The sequence below is a fragment of the Riemerella columbina genome (assembly GCF_030517065.1).
GTDB lineage: Bacteria > Bacteroidota > Bacteroidia > Flavobacteriales > Weeksellaceae > Riemerella > Riemerella columbina_A.
This window is the reverse complement of sequence record NZ_CP103950.1, coordinates 154,891-169,332: the sequence shown is the minus strand read 5'-3', so window position 1 is coordinate 169,332 and position 14,442 is coordinate 154,891. Positions and strand designations below refer to the sequence as shown.

Annotated in this window: 12 protein-coding genes; 8 read left to right on the top strand and 4 right to left on the bottom strand. The window is 35.7% G+C overall.

Features of this window, described 5'->3' with window-relative positions; genetic code table 11:
• Window positions 1–23: 23 nt before the first annotated feature.
• Together NYR17_RS00735 and NYR17_RS00730 are read right to left on the bottom strand one after the other, a co-directional pair.
• Entirely contained in the window at window positions 24–491 is a 468-nt protein-coding gene (locus tag NYR17_RS00735) for a hypothetical protein (RefSeq protein ID WP_302505624.1), read from the bottom strand.
• A 4-nt stretch (window positions 492–495) separates the two neighbouring features.
• Window positions 496–1,563, bottom strand: coding sequence for a hypothetical protein (locus tag NYR17_RS00730; protein WP_302505623.1), 1,068 nt, complete (start codon window positions 1,561–1,563; stop codon window positions 496–498).
• A gap of 730 nt (window positions 1,564–2,293) precedes the next feature.
• Here NYR17_RS00730 and NYR17_RS00725 point away from each other — a divergent pair.
• The 5 genes from NYR17_RS00725 (at window position 2,294) to ybeY (ending at window position 8,816) form a co-directional block, all read left to right on the top strand.
• Window positions 2,294–4,366 (top strand): outer membrane beta-barrel protein, encoded by a 2,073-nt coding sequence (locus NYR17_RS00725; protein WP_302505622.1) that lies wholly within the window; start codon window positions 2,294–2,296, stop codon window positions 4,364–4,366.
• A 30-nt stretch (window positions 4,367–4,396) separates the two neighbouring features.
• Complete coding sequence (locus tag NYR17_RS00720; protein ID WP_302505621.1) at window positions 4,397–5,329, top strand: GIN domain-containing protein; 933 nt, start codon at window positions 4,397–4,399, stop codon at window positions 5,327–5,329.
• A 17-nt stretch (window positions 5,330–5,346) separates the two neighbouring features.
• On the top strand, window positions 5,347–6,045 hold the full coding sequence (locus NYR17_RS00715) for a GIN domain-containing protein (protein WP_302505620.1): 699 nt from the start codon (window positions 5,347–5,349) through the stop codon (window positions 6,043–6,045).
• A gap of 176 nt (window positions 6,046–6,221) precedes the next feature.
• Complete coding sequence (locus NYR17_RS00710; protein ID WP_302505619.1) at window positions 6,222–8,375, top strand: patatin-like phospholipase family protein; 2,154 nt, start codon at window positions 6,222–6,224, stop codon at window positions 8,373–8,375.
• A 27-nt stretch (window positions 8,376–8,402) separates the two neighbouring features.
• Window positions 8,403–8,816, top strand: a complete 414-nt coding sequence (gene ybeY / locus NYR17_RS00705) for an rRNA maturation RNase YbeY (RefSeq protein ID WP_302505618.1) — start codon at window positions 8,403–8,405, stop codon at window positions 8,814–8,816.
• A 54-nt stretch (window positions 8,817–8,870) separates the two neighbouring features.
• Here the strand turns inward: ybeY and NYR17_RS00700 are convergent, their stop codons facing one another.
• Complete coding sequence (locus NYR17_RS00700; RefSeq protein ID WP_302505617.1) at window positions 8,871–9,383, bottom strand: PEGA domain-containing protein; 513 nt, start codon at window positions 9,381–9,383, stop codon at window positions 8,871–8,873.
• Between the two features lie 70 nt (window positions 9,384–9,453).
• On the opposite strand from NYR17_RS00700, the gene NYR17_RS00695 reads away from it, so the two are divergent.
• The 3 genes from NYR17_RS00695 (at window position 9,454) to NYR17_RS00685 (ending at window position 12,719) form a co-directional block, all read left to right on the top strand.
• A complete protein-coding gene (locus NYR17_RS00695; RefSeq protein ID WP_302505616.1) occupies window positions 9,454–9,822 on the top strand; it encodes a helix-turn-helix domain-containing protein in 369 nt (122 codons plus the stop codon).
• Between the two features lie 158 nt (window positions 9,823–9,980).
• Window positions 9,981–11,843 carry a tRNA uridine-5-carboxymethylaminomethyl(34) synthesis enzyme MnmG gene (mnmG, locus tag NYR17_RS00690; protein WP_302505615.1) on the top strand — a complete coding sequence of 621 codons (1,863 nt, stop codon included), beginning with the start codon at window positions 9,981–9,983 and terminating at the stop codon, window positions 11,841–11,843.
• A gap of 48 nt (window positions 11,844–11,891) precedes the next feature.
• Complete coding sequence (locus NYR17_RS00685; protein WP_302505614.1) at window positions 11,892–12,719, top strand: class I SAM-dependent methyltransferase; 828 nt, start codon at window positions 11,892–11,894, stop codon at window positions 12,717–12,719.
• Between the two features lie 263 nt (window positions 12,720–12,982).
• Here NYR17_RS00685 and NYR17_RS00680 read toward each other — a convergent pair whose 3' ends face one another.
• The gene (locus tag NYR17_RS00680) at window positions 12,983–14,173 is read right to left on the bottom strand and encodes a phosphoglycerate kinase (RefSeq protein ID WP_302505613.1); all 1,191 of its coding nucleotides are present in this window, start codon (window positions 14,171–14,173) and stop codon (window positions 12,983–12,985) included.
• Between the last annotated feature and the right edge of the window lie 269 nt (window positions 14,174–14,442).

The following is a 14,442-nucleotide window of genomic DNA, read 5'->3' as shown; positions in this document are numbered from 1 at the left end:
TCGTGATTGGTTATCTTTCTTTATTATTCTTTAATGATATTTTTTGTCAGTACTCTACCATCTTTAAGTTGAAAGCTTAATATGTAAACACCTAATCGATAGGGTTTCATATTGATTTCTACTTGGTAATTAAGATTTGGAATATTTCTTTGAGTAAATAAATTAATCAATTGATTATGATTGTATAAAGTAACTGAATCTACTAAATCGTTCACCTCTGTATCCCATCTAACCGTTAAAACTGATGATACAGGCACTGGGTAAAGTTGGATATGTGTCCAGAATAGTTCATCTTCATCAATTGCTTCATTGGTAATGTCTAATGGCATTAATATAGGCTTTTCTGGCATTCCAAGATTAGAAACTAATAATTGCTCTTTACCACGATAAATTTGGTTGCCAGATGCATCATATTTAAAAATAATACGCTGCTGAGAATAAAAGCAAATTGAGATAAAACTCAACAATAAAATCAGTATTTTTTTATTCATAGTATTATTTTTCAAGATGTTCTAAGCGTTCTTGCAGAGCTTTATTTTGCTTATTAAGCTCAATAATATAAAGTGTTAATTCTTCTATCTTCTGTAGTAACTTTATTTGGAAATCACCTATATTAATCCCTTCCTTTTCCATTTCAAATGCAGAGGCTATTTCTGGTAAGTGTTTTCTTTCTGCAATATACCTTTCCACTTCTTCTAAACTCAATAAAGAATATTTTTCATTAAACACAAAATCTGCTGTTGGGGTTGTAGTAACTTTAATTTCCTTAGCTTCTAATTTTGCATCAATCTTAACATTACCTGCAAATGATGTTGATTTATTTTCTAACTCTGTTTTAATAACATAATCATTATACTCTCTACCTATAAATAAATTATCAATCTGATTTCCACTACCATATCCACCAAATCCTGCTGCCAATTTGGTTGTGCCATCTTGACTCATAAATCCATAAGATCTTGACCATCCACCATTCGTAGCAACAATCGCTGTTCCATACACTGGTGCATCATAATCAAATAATATCTTATTATTAATATCTAATTTTGCCCTAGGGTTTCCTGTTCTTATCCCTATATTACCTTTATTACTAAGAAATAAATAATAATTTGCTGCGTAATTTGCTGGCCAAGGTTTAAAAAAGTTTAGCCCTCCTACTATATTATCATTTTGCTCTTTTACGATATATTCTATAACCCACTGCCCTCTATTGCTTTGAGTATTAGGATTATCATTTGTATCTCCAAAAACAATACCTGGTCCTCCACCTACTGTATTCTGACTACTTGGATGCATTCCAGTAAGCCTTATATGTTTCCCGTGAAGGGTTAAACTTTCTATAGGATTGTCTGTTCCAATACCGATATTACCGTTAGGGGCTACTCTAAAAGCTTCCTTATTATTTGTCTTTATAATTAATGGCTTTGAATCTGTTGTCCCAATAAAATTACTATCAGTAGTTCCTGAATTCCCATTAAGGCTCCATGTTTGAGAATGATAGACAAGTATCTGTAACCCAAATAATAGCAAAGTGATTTTTTTCATAAAAATTGTTTCTGACAAATTTAATCTTTTTTTGGATATAGAAAAGAAAAATACCTTTTTTCTTTAATTTATAAATATAAAATACTGATAATTAATATTTTATATTTTAAAAGTTATAGTATTGCTTAAAATCGACTTGACAAATTGCGGATGCAAAAACAAATTATGAAACTGAAAGCCAGCAGATATCGTCTGAAATGTTTTTATATAGAGATGGTAGTATTCGCAAAAGTATATATTTTTTATTACTAATATTATAAATTTTCATTTATATTTTAAATAATTTATTTTTTTTGATAAATAATGGTTTATCAAATATTTCTACTAAGTAGAAATATTTCCATGTTATACCTATTTATTAATTCTGTACCAGACCAACATTCCATTGGTCATAGGTGCTTTTTATAACTAATAAATTGTATACTATCCATCAAGATAAAAACATTGAGTAAACAAAATCAACCACATCAGATTTATATATTTTAGAATTAACTTTTAATTGTATTTGTATTCCCTTCCTTTTTCTAATGTGTAATAATCATACCAACAATCAAACATAGTACAAGGATGATACTGAAACAATTCTTGATCATCTTTATAAACTAATAATTGATATTTCAAATTCTTAACCCTTTCTTTATAAATTATGATTTTTTCTTTTTTCTTACAAAAAATAAAAAACAATTTCCTTATAATTAAAAATATTGATTATATTTGTTGCCCTAATCATGATCTAACAATTATAAAAATGAAAATCAAAATTGCTATTTTATCAGTATTCGCATTTGGAGTCGTTACCGCTCAGGAGCAAAAACAAGACACTATAGACACTAAAAATCTTCAAGAAGTAATCATTAAATCTCAACGCAAAAAGCAATATGCCGACCACGCGAGCTATACTTTTGATAAAAAAGCGCTGGAACTGGCTCGGCATTCCAAAGATTTGTTGGAAACCTTGCCAGAGTTGCTGCTGGATCCCGTTACGCAGACCATCAAAAACATTAAAGGTGGTAAAACTTTGTTCCTCGTTAATGGCATTGAGGCGAGCGACAACCAAATCAAGAGCATTGCGCCGACCAATGTGGTGCGTGTGGAATATTTTGACATTCCGCCTGCAAGGTATGCGCAGAGGGCAGACACGGTGGTGAACATCATCACGAGAAACCCTGAACTCGGGTATTCTTACGGCGCCAATATTACTACATCGCCACTCACGGGCTTTACCGATGGTTCGGGCTATGTGAGCTATACCAAGGGCAATAACGATTTTGGACTGGAATATCAGCTCAATTACCGAAACTACGACAACCGCCAAGCTGAGGAAACCTACGCCTACCAACTCAACGGGCAGCAATACCGCACCACCAACCATTCCAAAGAGCATTTCGGATATACCAGCCAAAATATTGAATTGCGCTACACACGGGCAATCAGCGGAGATTATACCTTCCAAGCGAAACTCAAACTATGGCCATTTTCTTATTTTTCTGATGGCGAAGGTCAATCGCTTTACAATATAGATACTTATCGCGCAGAGCACCAAAATACGCGCAACGAACATGAAAAATTTAACACGCCGACTTTAGATTTATATTTTTCTAAACCATTGGGTAAAAAAGATGAATTATCACTCAATTTGGTGGGTTCCCATTACCGTACGCAGTCCACACGCCAGAGCCACGAGTGGGACATCGCCACCAATGCCGATATATTCAATGATCATATGCTGCTTAATGCCAAGCAAACTGGCATTATAGGGGAAGTGGCGCATACGCATCAATTTGAAAAAGGCAAGTTGAGTTCTGGCTATCGGGTGGAGAATACGGCGGTGAACAACGATTTGAAAAACTTGCTGGGTGCCACGCATTATGATGTCAACTATTTCAATCAATATTTTTATACCGAATATTCAGGAAAGTGGGCGAAACTGAGCTATCGCATAGGGATTGGGCTCTCCCATATCCGTAACAAAAGTAAAGAAACGGTGGACAACCAATGGACACCCTCGCCTAAGTTTGTGCTGAGCTATCCAATAAAGAACAATCAAAGCCTTAGGCTGACTTCTTATTATACCTCCAATAGCCCTCAGGCAACGGCATTGAGTAGTAATGTGGCGCAAATAGTACCCAATATTGTGAAAACAGGAAATCCTTACCTTAAATCTCAACAATTATTCCGAAATAATCTCATTTATTCATTTAATTCTAAATATATAGATGTTAATTTTAATGCTTTTTATAATCGGGTGTACCATTATTTCTCTCAGCGCTATGTTGCGAGCCCAGTCACAGGAGGCTATGCTCTAACCTACGAAAACGCCGATTTTTCTGAGTATGGCGCCAGCATCAGCGGAAGTTATAAGCCTTTTGGGAATAATTTATTAAATCTCAGCTTGTGGCTCAATCCTGTGTCTATGAAGCTCAAAACCCAAGATGGGCAGTCTTTCCAAAATCAGTTTATTCAGAATAGATTCAGCTTGCTTTCTCAATACAAAAATTTCAAGCTACAGTACACCTTCCTTATCCCTGTGTTCAGCATCAATGGGGCATTTCTGAGCAAAGATGAAAACGCCAATCATTTGGCAATCTCGTATCAGCTCAACAACTGGCAGTTCTCCACAGGGATGTATTGGATAGGGATGCCCTCTCAATATGAAACCCAAACGCTGGATACTTCTTTGGTCAATTATACCCAAAATACGAAGATTTTCAATAATAAAAATATGTTGATTTTCGGATTAAGTTATGATTTCTCTACAGGTAAAAAACTCCAAACCGAGAAAAAACTTCAAAATAATACTGCAGAAGCCGTTAATTTTTAACTTTAAATTGTACTCCTAAAACTTTTTCTTATGAACAAAAATTTCATTTTAGCGCTGAGCATACTGTCAACCCTAAGCGCTTGCCAAGTCAATCTTGATACCAACCAAATAGCGGAAATGGCAGAGCAAGGCACTACCGTAAATCTTAGCCAAGTGCCGCAACAGGAAAAAACCTACACCGTGGGAACTTTCTCGGATATCCATTGCCAAAGTCATATGAAAATGAAGATCCAACCTTCTGAAAAATCCAAAGTAGTAGTGATTTCCAACGCATTAGACTATCTTACTGTGAAAAATAATAACGGTCGGTTGAGCGTTCAATACCAAAAAAATGTAAATTTAAAAAATGCTGAAACCAAAATTATCGTCTATACGCCTTCTTTCCAAAGTTTAGAGGCTTCCAGCTTGGGCGCTATAACGGTGGAAAAAGGGTTTACATCATCCAACCTTCGCCTTGCTGCCAGTAGTTCGGGGAAGATCAGCGGACCGTTTTCTTGTACTCAATTAGAGGTGAAAAGCTCCAGCAATGGGAATATTTTTGCGGATATTCAAGCCCAACAATTGACCGCCAGTGCCTCTTCTTCGGGTGATATTAAACTCAATTCCACCTCGGAAATGATGGAACAAATACAGCTGACCAGCTCTTCTTCAGGGACTATTACTTTGAAGAATGGCAAAGCCAAAACGCTATATGCCTCGGCAAGTAGCTCGGGTGATATTTCTGGCGATTTTAGCGCTGACAAAATTAACCTAACCAGCTCAAGTAGTGGGGATATAGATGCCCGAATTTCAACCAAAACTTTAAGTCTAAAAGCCTCATCTTCTGGCGATATTAAACTAAGCGGCGAGGCTCAATCGATAGAAGCTTCAGCAAATAGCTCTGGCGATATCAATATTAAAAATGTGCGCTATTCCAATTTAGAAAAAAGTCAAAATTCTTCAGGTAAAGTCATCACAAATTAAATAAAAACGAATAAAATATGAAATCAAGTCTGTATTTACTCTTAGGGAGTCTCGTATTGAATGCTTGCACCATCAATATCCCAGTGGATAGTGGCAGTGTTTATTATTCCAAAAATACCTCAAAAGATCAAAAAAATCTAAAAACCCAACCTATGGTGATTAAATCCTTCAGCGTAGGCGATTTCTCCAAAGTGGAAGCCTCCGCCGCTATGAGATTTTTCATCAAAAAAGCCGATGAAAACAGGGTGGAAATCAACTCTAACGCGATGGAATACATAGAGGTAACCAACCACCACCAAATGCTAAATGTAAAGTACAAAACGGATAAAGAGTTGGTCAATCTACGCACGGAGGTTACAGTTTATATGAAGGATTTGCAGAATTTAGAAGCCTCTGCGGCGGCTTTAGTTGTAGTAAAAGATACCTTTAACTCAGAAAAACTTTCGGTGGATTTGAACAGTGCCAGTCAACTTATTGGGAATTTATCCGCCAAAACCCTCAATATTGAAATAAGTAGTGCTGCCAAGTTAAATGCCAATATAGAATGCCAAACATTAGACATAGAGGCAACTTCCTCAAGCTATAGCCGCCTAAGTGGCAACGCCGAGAAGGTCAAAGCCGAAGCCTCCACCGCTGCCAAAATTGACCTTAAAAATCTTAAATATCAGAATATCAAAACGGAAACTTTCAGTTCTGGAAAAGTTATAAAGTCTTAATCTATAGGGCTCAAACACGCTTAAACATCAAACAAAGGCTAAAAACGGGAATGTTTTTAGCCTTTTGTTATTGTACGCATCACGAATTATAAAATTCAATTGGTAGGAGTTTCATTTTTATCCTTTATCTTTGCGTATCATTTTCAGAATATTAAGTCTTCAAACGGTATTATGGTATGAAAAATTTAGTTTTAATCATCAGCCTTTTTTTGATGGGTTGGGCTCCAGCACAGAAGAAAGATAGCCTTGCCTCTCAGCATCGTCCTAAAATAGGACTTTCCTTGGCAGGTGGCGGCGCCAAAGGCTTTGCTCATGTGGGCGTTTTAAAGGTTTTAGATTCCTTAGGCATCAAAATAGATTATATTGCTGGGACCAGTATGGGCGCCATTGTGGGTGGGCTGTACGCCTCTGGTTATAGCGGAAAAGAGATAGAGAAAATCATTTTAGAAACTGATTTTTACGACATCATCGCCAATGAAAAAAACCGAAAAGAAACCACTTTTTTCAATAAAACAACGGATAAATACCTATTGACGGTACCCATTGTAGATGGCAAATTGAATGTCCTTCCCAAAGCGATTTCCACAGGGCAAAAGAATATCTATATGCTAAAGGAATTGTTTAAAAATGTGAACCATACGGAGGATTTTTCTAAACTGCCAATTCCCTTTATGTGCGTTACCACGAATTTAGAAACGGGAACGATGAAGATTTTTGAAAAAGGCGACCTTATCAAAGCGATTATGGCGAGTGCCGCCTATCCTTCTCTCATGGATCCTGTAAAAATTGGTGATAGTCTCTATATTGATGGCGCAATGACGATGAATTATCCTTCTGAACCGTTAAAAGAAAAGGGAATGGATATCGTTATCGGTGTAGATTTAAACCAAGGTTTAGCCAAACGCGAAGATTTGCAAAGTGCCATCAGTATTCTCAACCAAGTCATAGACTTCGGCATCCAAAAAGAAACCCAAAAGCAATACCAATATACCACGATCAACATCAAGCCCAATTTAGAGCATTACAATGCCACCAGCTACGGCGATAAGGAAAAAATCCTAAAAGCGGGCTTTGCAGAGGCTCAAAAATACATCCCTGTGCTGTCGCGGTTGCCTAAAAAGGAGCATAGCATCAATTTTCCTATCAATACAGTGTATTCTAATGTGTATAAAATAGACAGTTTGGCGCTCCAGAATAATAAAATATTTAATGCCGCCTATGTACAAGGGAAAATGAACCTGAGCCTACCATCATTGCAGACTTACCACAGCATCAATAAGATGATTGATAAACTCTACGCCACCAATAATTACAATTTAATCAATTATGATATTATCCAAAGTCAAGATAAAAATGTGCTCCAGCTCTCGGTAGATGAGGATAAAAGTCGCTATTTTCTCAAATTTGGACTGCATTATGATGATATTTTTAAAACAGGATTATTGCTCAATGCTACGGTAAAACGCCTATTGCTCAAAAATTCTATTATCTCTTTAGATGTGGTGGTGGGCGACCAGCCGAGGTATTATTTCAATTATTTTATGGATAATGGCTATATTCCTGGCTTAGGATTTTATACCTCGGGGATGAAACTCAACCTTAAAAATAACCAAGGCAACATCACGGAAAGTTGGAGTTGGTTTAGAAACGAAGTTTTTATTCAATCCGTATGGCGTGACCGCTATGCCATTGGTGGAGGACTCAGCTTAGATTATTATAAAATCAGTGATTCTGGGCAGCCTACACAGAGTTTTTTCAACCCTTATATCTTCATTAAAAGCGATACCCAAGATGATAAAAGTTTCCCTAGTAGAGGGATTTATATGGATGTTGAAGGGAAGGTTTTAGACATTTTTAATAACCAAATAAACCAAAAAGCCATCCAAGCAAAAGCGGATATTCGCCTTAACTTCCCATTGAGTTCTTGGCTAACCTATCAGCTCAATTTATTTGGCGGTTTCACGCTGAATGAAGACTATCTGCCGTATTTCTATCAATATAGAGCGGGCGGTATTTTTGAGCAAAAATTGGGTAATTTTGTAAAGCTTAAAGGCTTTTATTTAGGCGATTTAGACACGAATAATATCTTAGTTGCCAGCCAAAAATTTCAGTTTAAAATAGATAAAAATTATTTTGTAACCGCTCATCTTGACCTCGCCAACCCATTTAATGATATCAATATGAAACAGATTTTAAAAATTGAGCAAACTTCGGTAGGGCTTACCGCAGGCTATAAATCGCCGTTTGGACAGATTAAAATCAACTATAGCCAAGCCATCAGCTCCAAAAATAAAGGTATTTTTAATGTGATTTTAGGGCATTGGTTTTAAAGATTTAATTTTTAAAATAATACATATATGATACAATTCTTTTTTGAAAATATAGAAGCTATTCCACTATCAGAAGATTTGAAGGTTTGGCTTAAAAATATCATCATCCAAGAAAATAAAAAATTAGGCGATATCAACTATATTTTCTGTGATGATGCCTATCTTCTCAAAATCAATCAAGATTACCTCCAGCACAATTATTACACGGACATCATCACTTTTGACTATGTGCGTGGGAATACCATATCAGGAGATATTTTCGTATCTTTGCCGCGTATTGCGGAGAACGCTAATAGCCTTTCTAAAGACCATAATGAGGAGTTTCATCGGGTATTAGCCCACGGCATTTTGCATCTTTGTGGCTATAAAGATAAAACCGAAGCCGAGGTTAAGGAAATGAGAGGGAAGGAGGATTTTTATATTCAAAAAATCTTAAAATAGAGAAAAAAATAAACAAAAAAGCCTTATCAGTTTTGATAAGGCTTTTTTATTTTCTTAAAGTTTTACTAAGTGTTTTCTTTGTTCTTCGGTAAGTTGGTTAATATCCATAATTCTCAATTCTTGCACTTGAGATACGGTATTTTCTCTTTGTAGCGTTTCATTGATAGTTTCTGTTTCTAATCGGTACATAGCACCAGTAGCAGGGTCTACAATAAGTAATCCAATAAACCCTCCAAAAAGAATATTACCAAAATACCAACCATTTAATTTAAATTCTATTGGAACTATTTTGGTTTGAAAACCTTCTTTTTCCAATTTTACTTGATATCTTGCCTTTCCAAAAAAACCACTTCCTGATTTTAATTTTATAGTTGTAGGTGTGAAACCTGTGTAAATATCCACTCCTTTTTTATCGGTAATCGTAATTTTAGCCTCTGATGGATTACTACTAATCATAATAGGCCAACTACTTTTACTTACAATAGAAGCACAACTCGTTGTTAAAAGTGCTGTAGCGCATACAGCCAAAATAGAAATTTTTCGCATAGTTATATTTTTATTTTTCACAAATTTATCCTTTACTCAATAATTTTTACTAATTTTGTTGTTATAAAATATAATAAAAAAGTTATAATTTATGATTGGGCATAAAGTAAAAAACATTAGAGAGTTAAAAAATCTCACCCAAGAATATATGGCTGAAAAATTAGATATTTCGCAAGCCGCTTATTCTAAAATAGAAAAAGGAATTACTAAAATAACAGAAGATAAACTTTCAAAAATTGCAGAAATTCTTGAAGTAAATCCAGAAGACATTACTGATTTTGATAATAAAAAAGTATTGAACAGTTATAATTCTATTAAAGGAAATAATAGTAATATTACCTATTCTCAGCACGATGTTACTCTTATTAGACAACTCTACGAAGATAAAATAACACTCCTTGAAAAACTTCTAAAAAAATCAGAAGAAGAAGTAGAGCAAATAAAAAAGCTTCTAAAATAGTTATACTATTATAGACTATATTTCAAAATAACTTAACTTTGCATCGGATAAATTTGCATAGTTGTTTTGCTATGCAATATCCCATTTTTAATAAAATATAAAATCAAAATGTTTCACGTGAAACATTTTTAAAATTTAATATCAATACATTCAGTAATATGATTGATCAAATCTATGATGTAATTGTGGTAGGCGCTGGGCATGCAGGGTGTGAAGCAGCAGCAGCGGCAGCTAATTTAGGTTCCTCTACCCTACTCATCACTATGAATATGGAAACCATTGGCAAAATGAGCTGTAACCCTGCTATGGGCGGTATTGCCAAAGGACAAATTGTGAGGGAAATAGATGCTATGGGCGGTTATAGTGGCATTATTGCAGATAAATCTGCCATACAATTCAAGATGCTTAACCTCTCCAAAGGTCCCGCTATGTGGTCACCGAGAACCCAAAACGACAGAATGCGCTTTGCTGAAGAATGGCGTTTGGCTTTAGAAAATACACCCAATCTTGATTTTTTTCAAGATATGGTCAAGCAACTCATCATTGAAGGCGATAAAGTAACGGGCGTCATCACTTCTTTGGGTATAAAAATCAAAGGAAAATCCGTGATTTTGACCAACGGCACCTTTCTTAATGGCTTAATCCATGTTGGCGATAAGCAATTGGGCGGTGGTAGAATGGGCGAACCTAAAGCATTTGGTATCACTGAACAATTGGTGGATTTAGGCTTCCAAGCGGGGAGAATGAAAACAGGAACGCCGCCAAGAGTAGACGGCAGAAGTTTGGATTATTCTAAAATGGAGGAACAACCTGGTGATGAAAATCCTCAAAAATTTTCCTATTTAAATACGCCAAAACTCACCCAACAGCGGTCTTGCCACATTGTTTATACCAACGAAACCGTTCACGATATTCTACGCTCTGGCTTTGATAGAAGCCCAATGTTTAACGGCACTATTCAAAGTATCGGTCCGAGATATTGTCCGAGTATAGAGGATAAAATCAACCGTTTTGCGGAACGCAACAGACACCAATTATTTGTAGAGCCAGAAGGCTGGAGAACGGTGGAAATCTATGTGAATGGCTTCAGCTCTTCCCTACCCGAAGAAATTCAAATTAAAGCAATGAAACATATCCCTGGATTTGAAAATGTAAGGGTCTTTCGTCCAGGCTATGCTATTGAGTATGACTACTTTCCGCCTACTCAATTAAAGCATACCTTGGAGACTAAAATCATTGAAAATCTCTTTTTTGCAGGGCAAATTAACGGTACTACAGGTTACGAAGAAGCTGGCGGACAGGGACTTATTGCAGGGATTAACGCCCACCACAAAGTTCACGGCAAAGAGGAATTTATCCTCAATAGAGATGAGGCATACATTGGCGTTTTAATCGATGATTTGATTACCAAAGGCACAGAAGAACCTTACCGAATGTTTACCTCGCGTGCGGAATACCGTTTGCTTTTGAGACAAGATAATGCGGATATTCGTTTGACAGAAAAGTCCTACCGTTTAGGGTTAGCCAAAGAGGAACGCCTTAGAAAGGTGGAAGAAAAGATTAAATCTTCAGGAGAATTGGAGGATTTTTTAAGAAGCTATTCCTTAAAACCGAAGCAAATCAACCCTATTTTAGAAAGCATCAATTCCTCTCCTGTGGATCAAGCTTATCGTGCAGCTCAAATTTTGACAAGACCTAATATGAGTTTGGAGAAATTAGAAAGCATAGAGGAAATTAAAAAACAAGCCGAAAATTATTCTGATGAGGTTAAAGAGCAAGCCGAAATCAATATTAAATACAGAGGTTATATAGAAAAAGAGAAAGAAAATGTAGCCAAATTACATCGTTTGGAAACTATTAAAATCCCTCAAGATTTTGATTTTTCAAAAATAGCCAGTTTATCTGCAGAAGCCAAACAAAAGTTGAACTTAATAAAACCGCAAACCATTGCCCAAGCGCAGCGGATTAGTGGTGTTTCCCCTGCGGATATCAATGTTCTTTTAATATATTTAGGGCGATAAAATACAATGTTTCACGTGAAACATTTAGCCATTTAGAAGTGAAAATCTATGAAAGTAACGGATTATTTTCTAACCCAAGAATCGTTTGAAATTAGGGAAACCGAAATTAAAGGCATCCTAAAAACCTACCCTATCCCTCAAAATATTGAGAAATATTATGATAGCAAAAAATATATTTCGCACCACCAAGATAGCGGAAGTTTAAAAGAAAAAATCTACAAATGGATTCAGAAATTTAACCTCAACTATAAGGCTAAAATCGTAAAAGAAAATAAACCCAACCAAAGTTCTGATATCCGTGTTTTGGATTATGGTTGCGGCGCTGGGGAGTTTATCAAATCTATAGAAGATGATTATACCACTTTTGGCTACGAACCCAACCTCACCGCCAGAGCCAGAGCCCAACAAAAATCTAAATCTACCATTTTTATCAATAATTTAGATGAGATTAAAAACGAAAGTTTAGACATCATTACGCTGTGGCATGTTTTTGAGCATATTGAAAATCAGCGTGAAATTCTCAATCAATTTAAGCAAAAGTTAAAACCTAACGGACGGTTGATTATTGCCGTTCCGAATTACCGCTCTTACGATGCCCAAAAATATCAAAACTTTTGGGCAGCTTATGATGTGCCTCGGCATATTTTTCATTTTTCAAAAGAGGGAATGGCTACTCTAATGACACAGGAAAATTTAGAAATTAAAAAAATAGCGCCGCTCCTCCTCGATTCTTTTTATATTGCAATGCTGAGTGAAAAATACAAAAAAAATCCTCTTTTTTGGCTTTTTGGAGGGCTCCACGGTGCGATTTCTAATTTTAAAGCCTCAAAAACGGGTGAATTTTCAAGTTTGATATATTGTATCGAAAAAAAATAGATATCCAATTTTTGATAGGTTTATGAAAGTCATTTTTTGCACTCTATCGGATAAAAATTATATTTTTTCTATTTTTTAAATCTAAAGGCTTATCTTGATTTTTTAGAAACAAAAAATCAATTATGATTGTACGATAAAAAAATTACTGGGAATAAATCATTTCTCATTTTTTGTCAAAAGAAAAAATTTAAGCCCAAGATGAATTTAATAAAAAATAACCCCTCCTAAAAATAGAAGAGGTTTTTATTATCAAAGTAAAAATTTTATTTGTTAATTGCAGCCACACCTGGCAACTCCAAACCTTCCAAAGATTCCAACATAGCGCCACCGCCTGTAGATACATAAGAAACTTTATCTGCATAGCCAAATTGCTTCACAAAAGCCACACTATCGCCGCCGCCAACTAACGAAAAAGCACCTAATTTGGTCGCCTCTGCAATGCTATCACCTAAAGATTTAGTTCCTTCAGCAAAGTTAGACATTTCAAACACGCCCAAAGGTCCGTTCCAAAGGATAGTTTTAGAGTTCATAATCACATCGTTATTGATTTCACGGGTTCTTACGCCCACATCTAAGCCCATATAACCTTCAGGAATTTCATCTGCGTTCACTTCCACAGTTTTAGCATCATTACTAAATGCATCAGCGGCGATAACATCTACAGGAAGATAAACTTTAACATTCTGATTTTTAGCCTTTTCTAAAATTTCTAAAGCCAAATCCATCTTATCTTCTTCCACTAAAGAATTACCAATATGTCCACCCTGAGCTTTAATAAAAGTGAATGCCATACCACCGCCTATAATCAAATTATCAATAGCAGGTAGTATATTTTCTATAATCGTTATTTTGGTAGAAACTTTAGAACCACCTAAAATAGCAGTAATAGGTCTTTCGCCAGATCTGAGCACTTTATCTATCGCTTGGAGTTCTTTCTCCATCAATAAACCGAAAAATTTAGTAGATGGGAAAAAGTCGGCAATAGTAGAAGTACAAGCGTGGGCTCTGTGAGCAGTACCAAAGGCGTCATTCACATAAACATCACCCATTTCGGCTATTTGTTGCGCAAAGGCAGCATCTCCTTTCTCCTCGCCTTCGTTAAAGCGTAAATTTTCCAATAATAAAACCTCGCCAGCTTTCAGTTCAGAAGTCATTTTTTTAGCCTCCTCCCCTACTGTTTCTGCGCAGAATTTAACCGTTCTGCCCAAGACTTTTTCTACCTCTGGCAAGATATGTTTTAGAGAGAATTTGTCTACGGCTTGCCCCTTAGGACGCCCCAAATGGGTCAAAATAATCACCGAACCGCCATCTTCTAATATCTTGTCCACCGTAGGTTTAGCCGCCACAATTCGGGTATTATCTGTAACTTCTAACGCCTCATTCTGTGGAACATTAAAGTCTACTCTTACTAATGCTTTTTTGTCTTTGAAATTAAAATCTTTGATTGTTTTCATTTCTTTGTTTTATTAAATTGAAGTGATGATTATTCTTATTTTTGAGTTTGACAAAGTTAAGATTTATGTTTGGCAAAAGCCCTATATTTTTTTAGAAAGATTCCACAATTTCCGCCAAGCCAACATTCATCTTCATCATTTTAAGTTTTAAATCAATTATAATAAAAAGAAATGGTTGAATGTTGTATGGTGCTGTGGAAATGGGGATAAGTTTTTAGGGCTAAATTTACCACAGAAGGCTGGTCTATTCTCTACACTTTATCCCCATT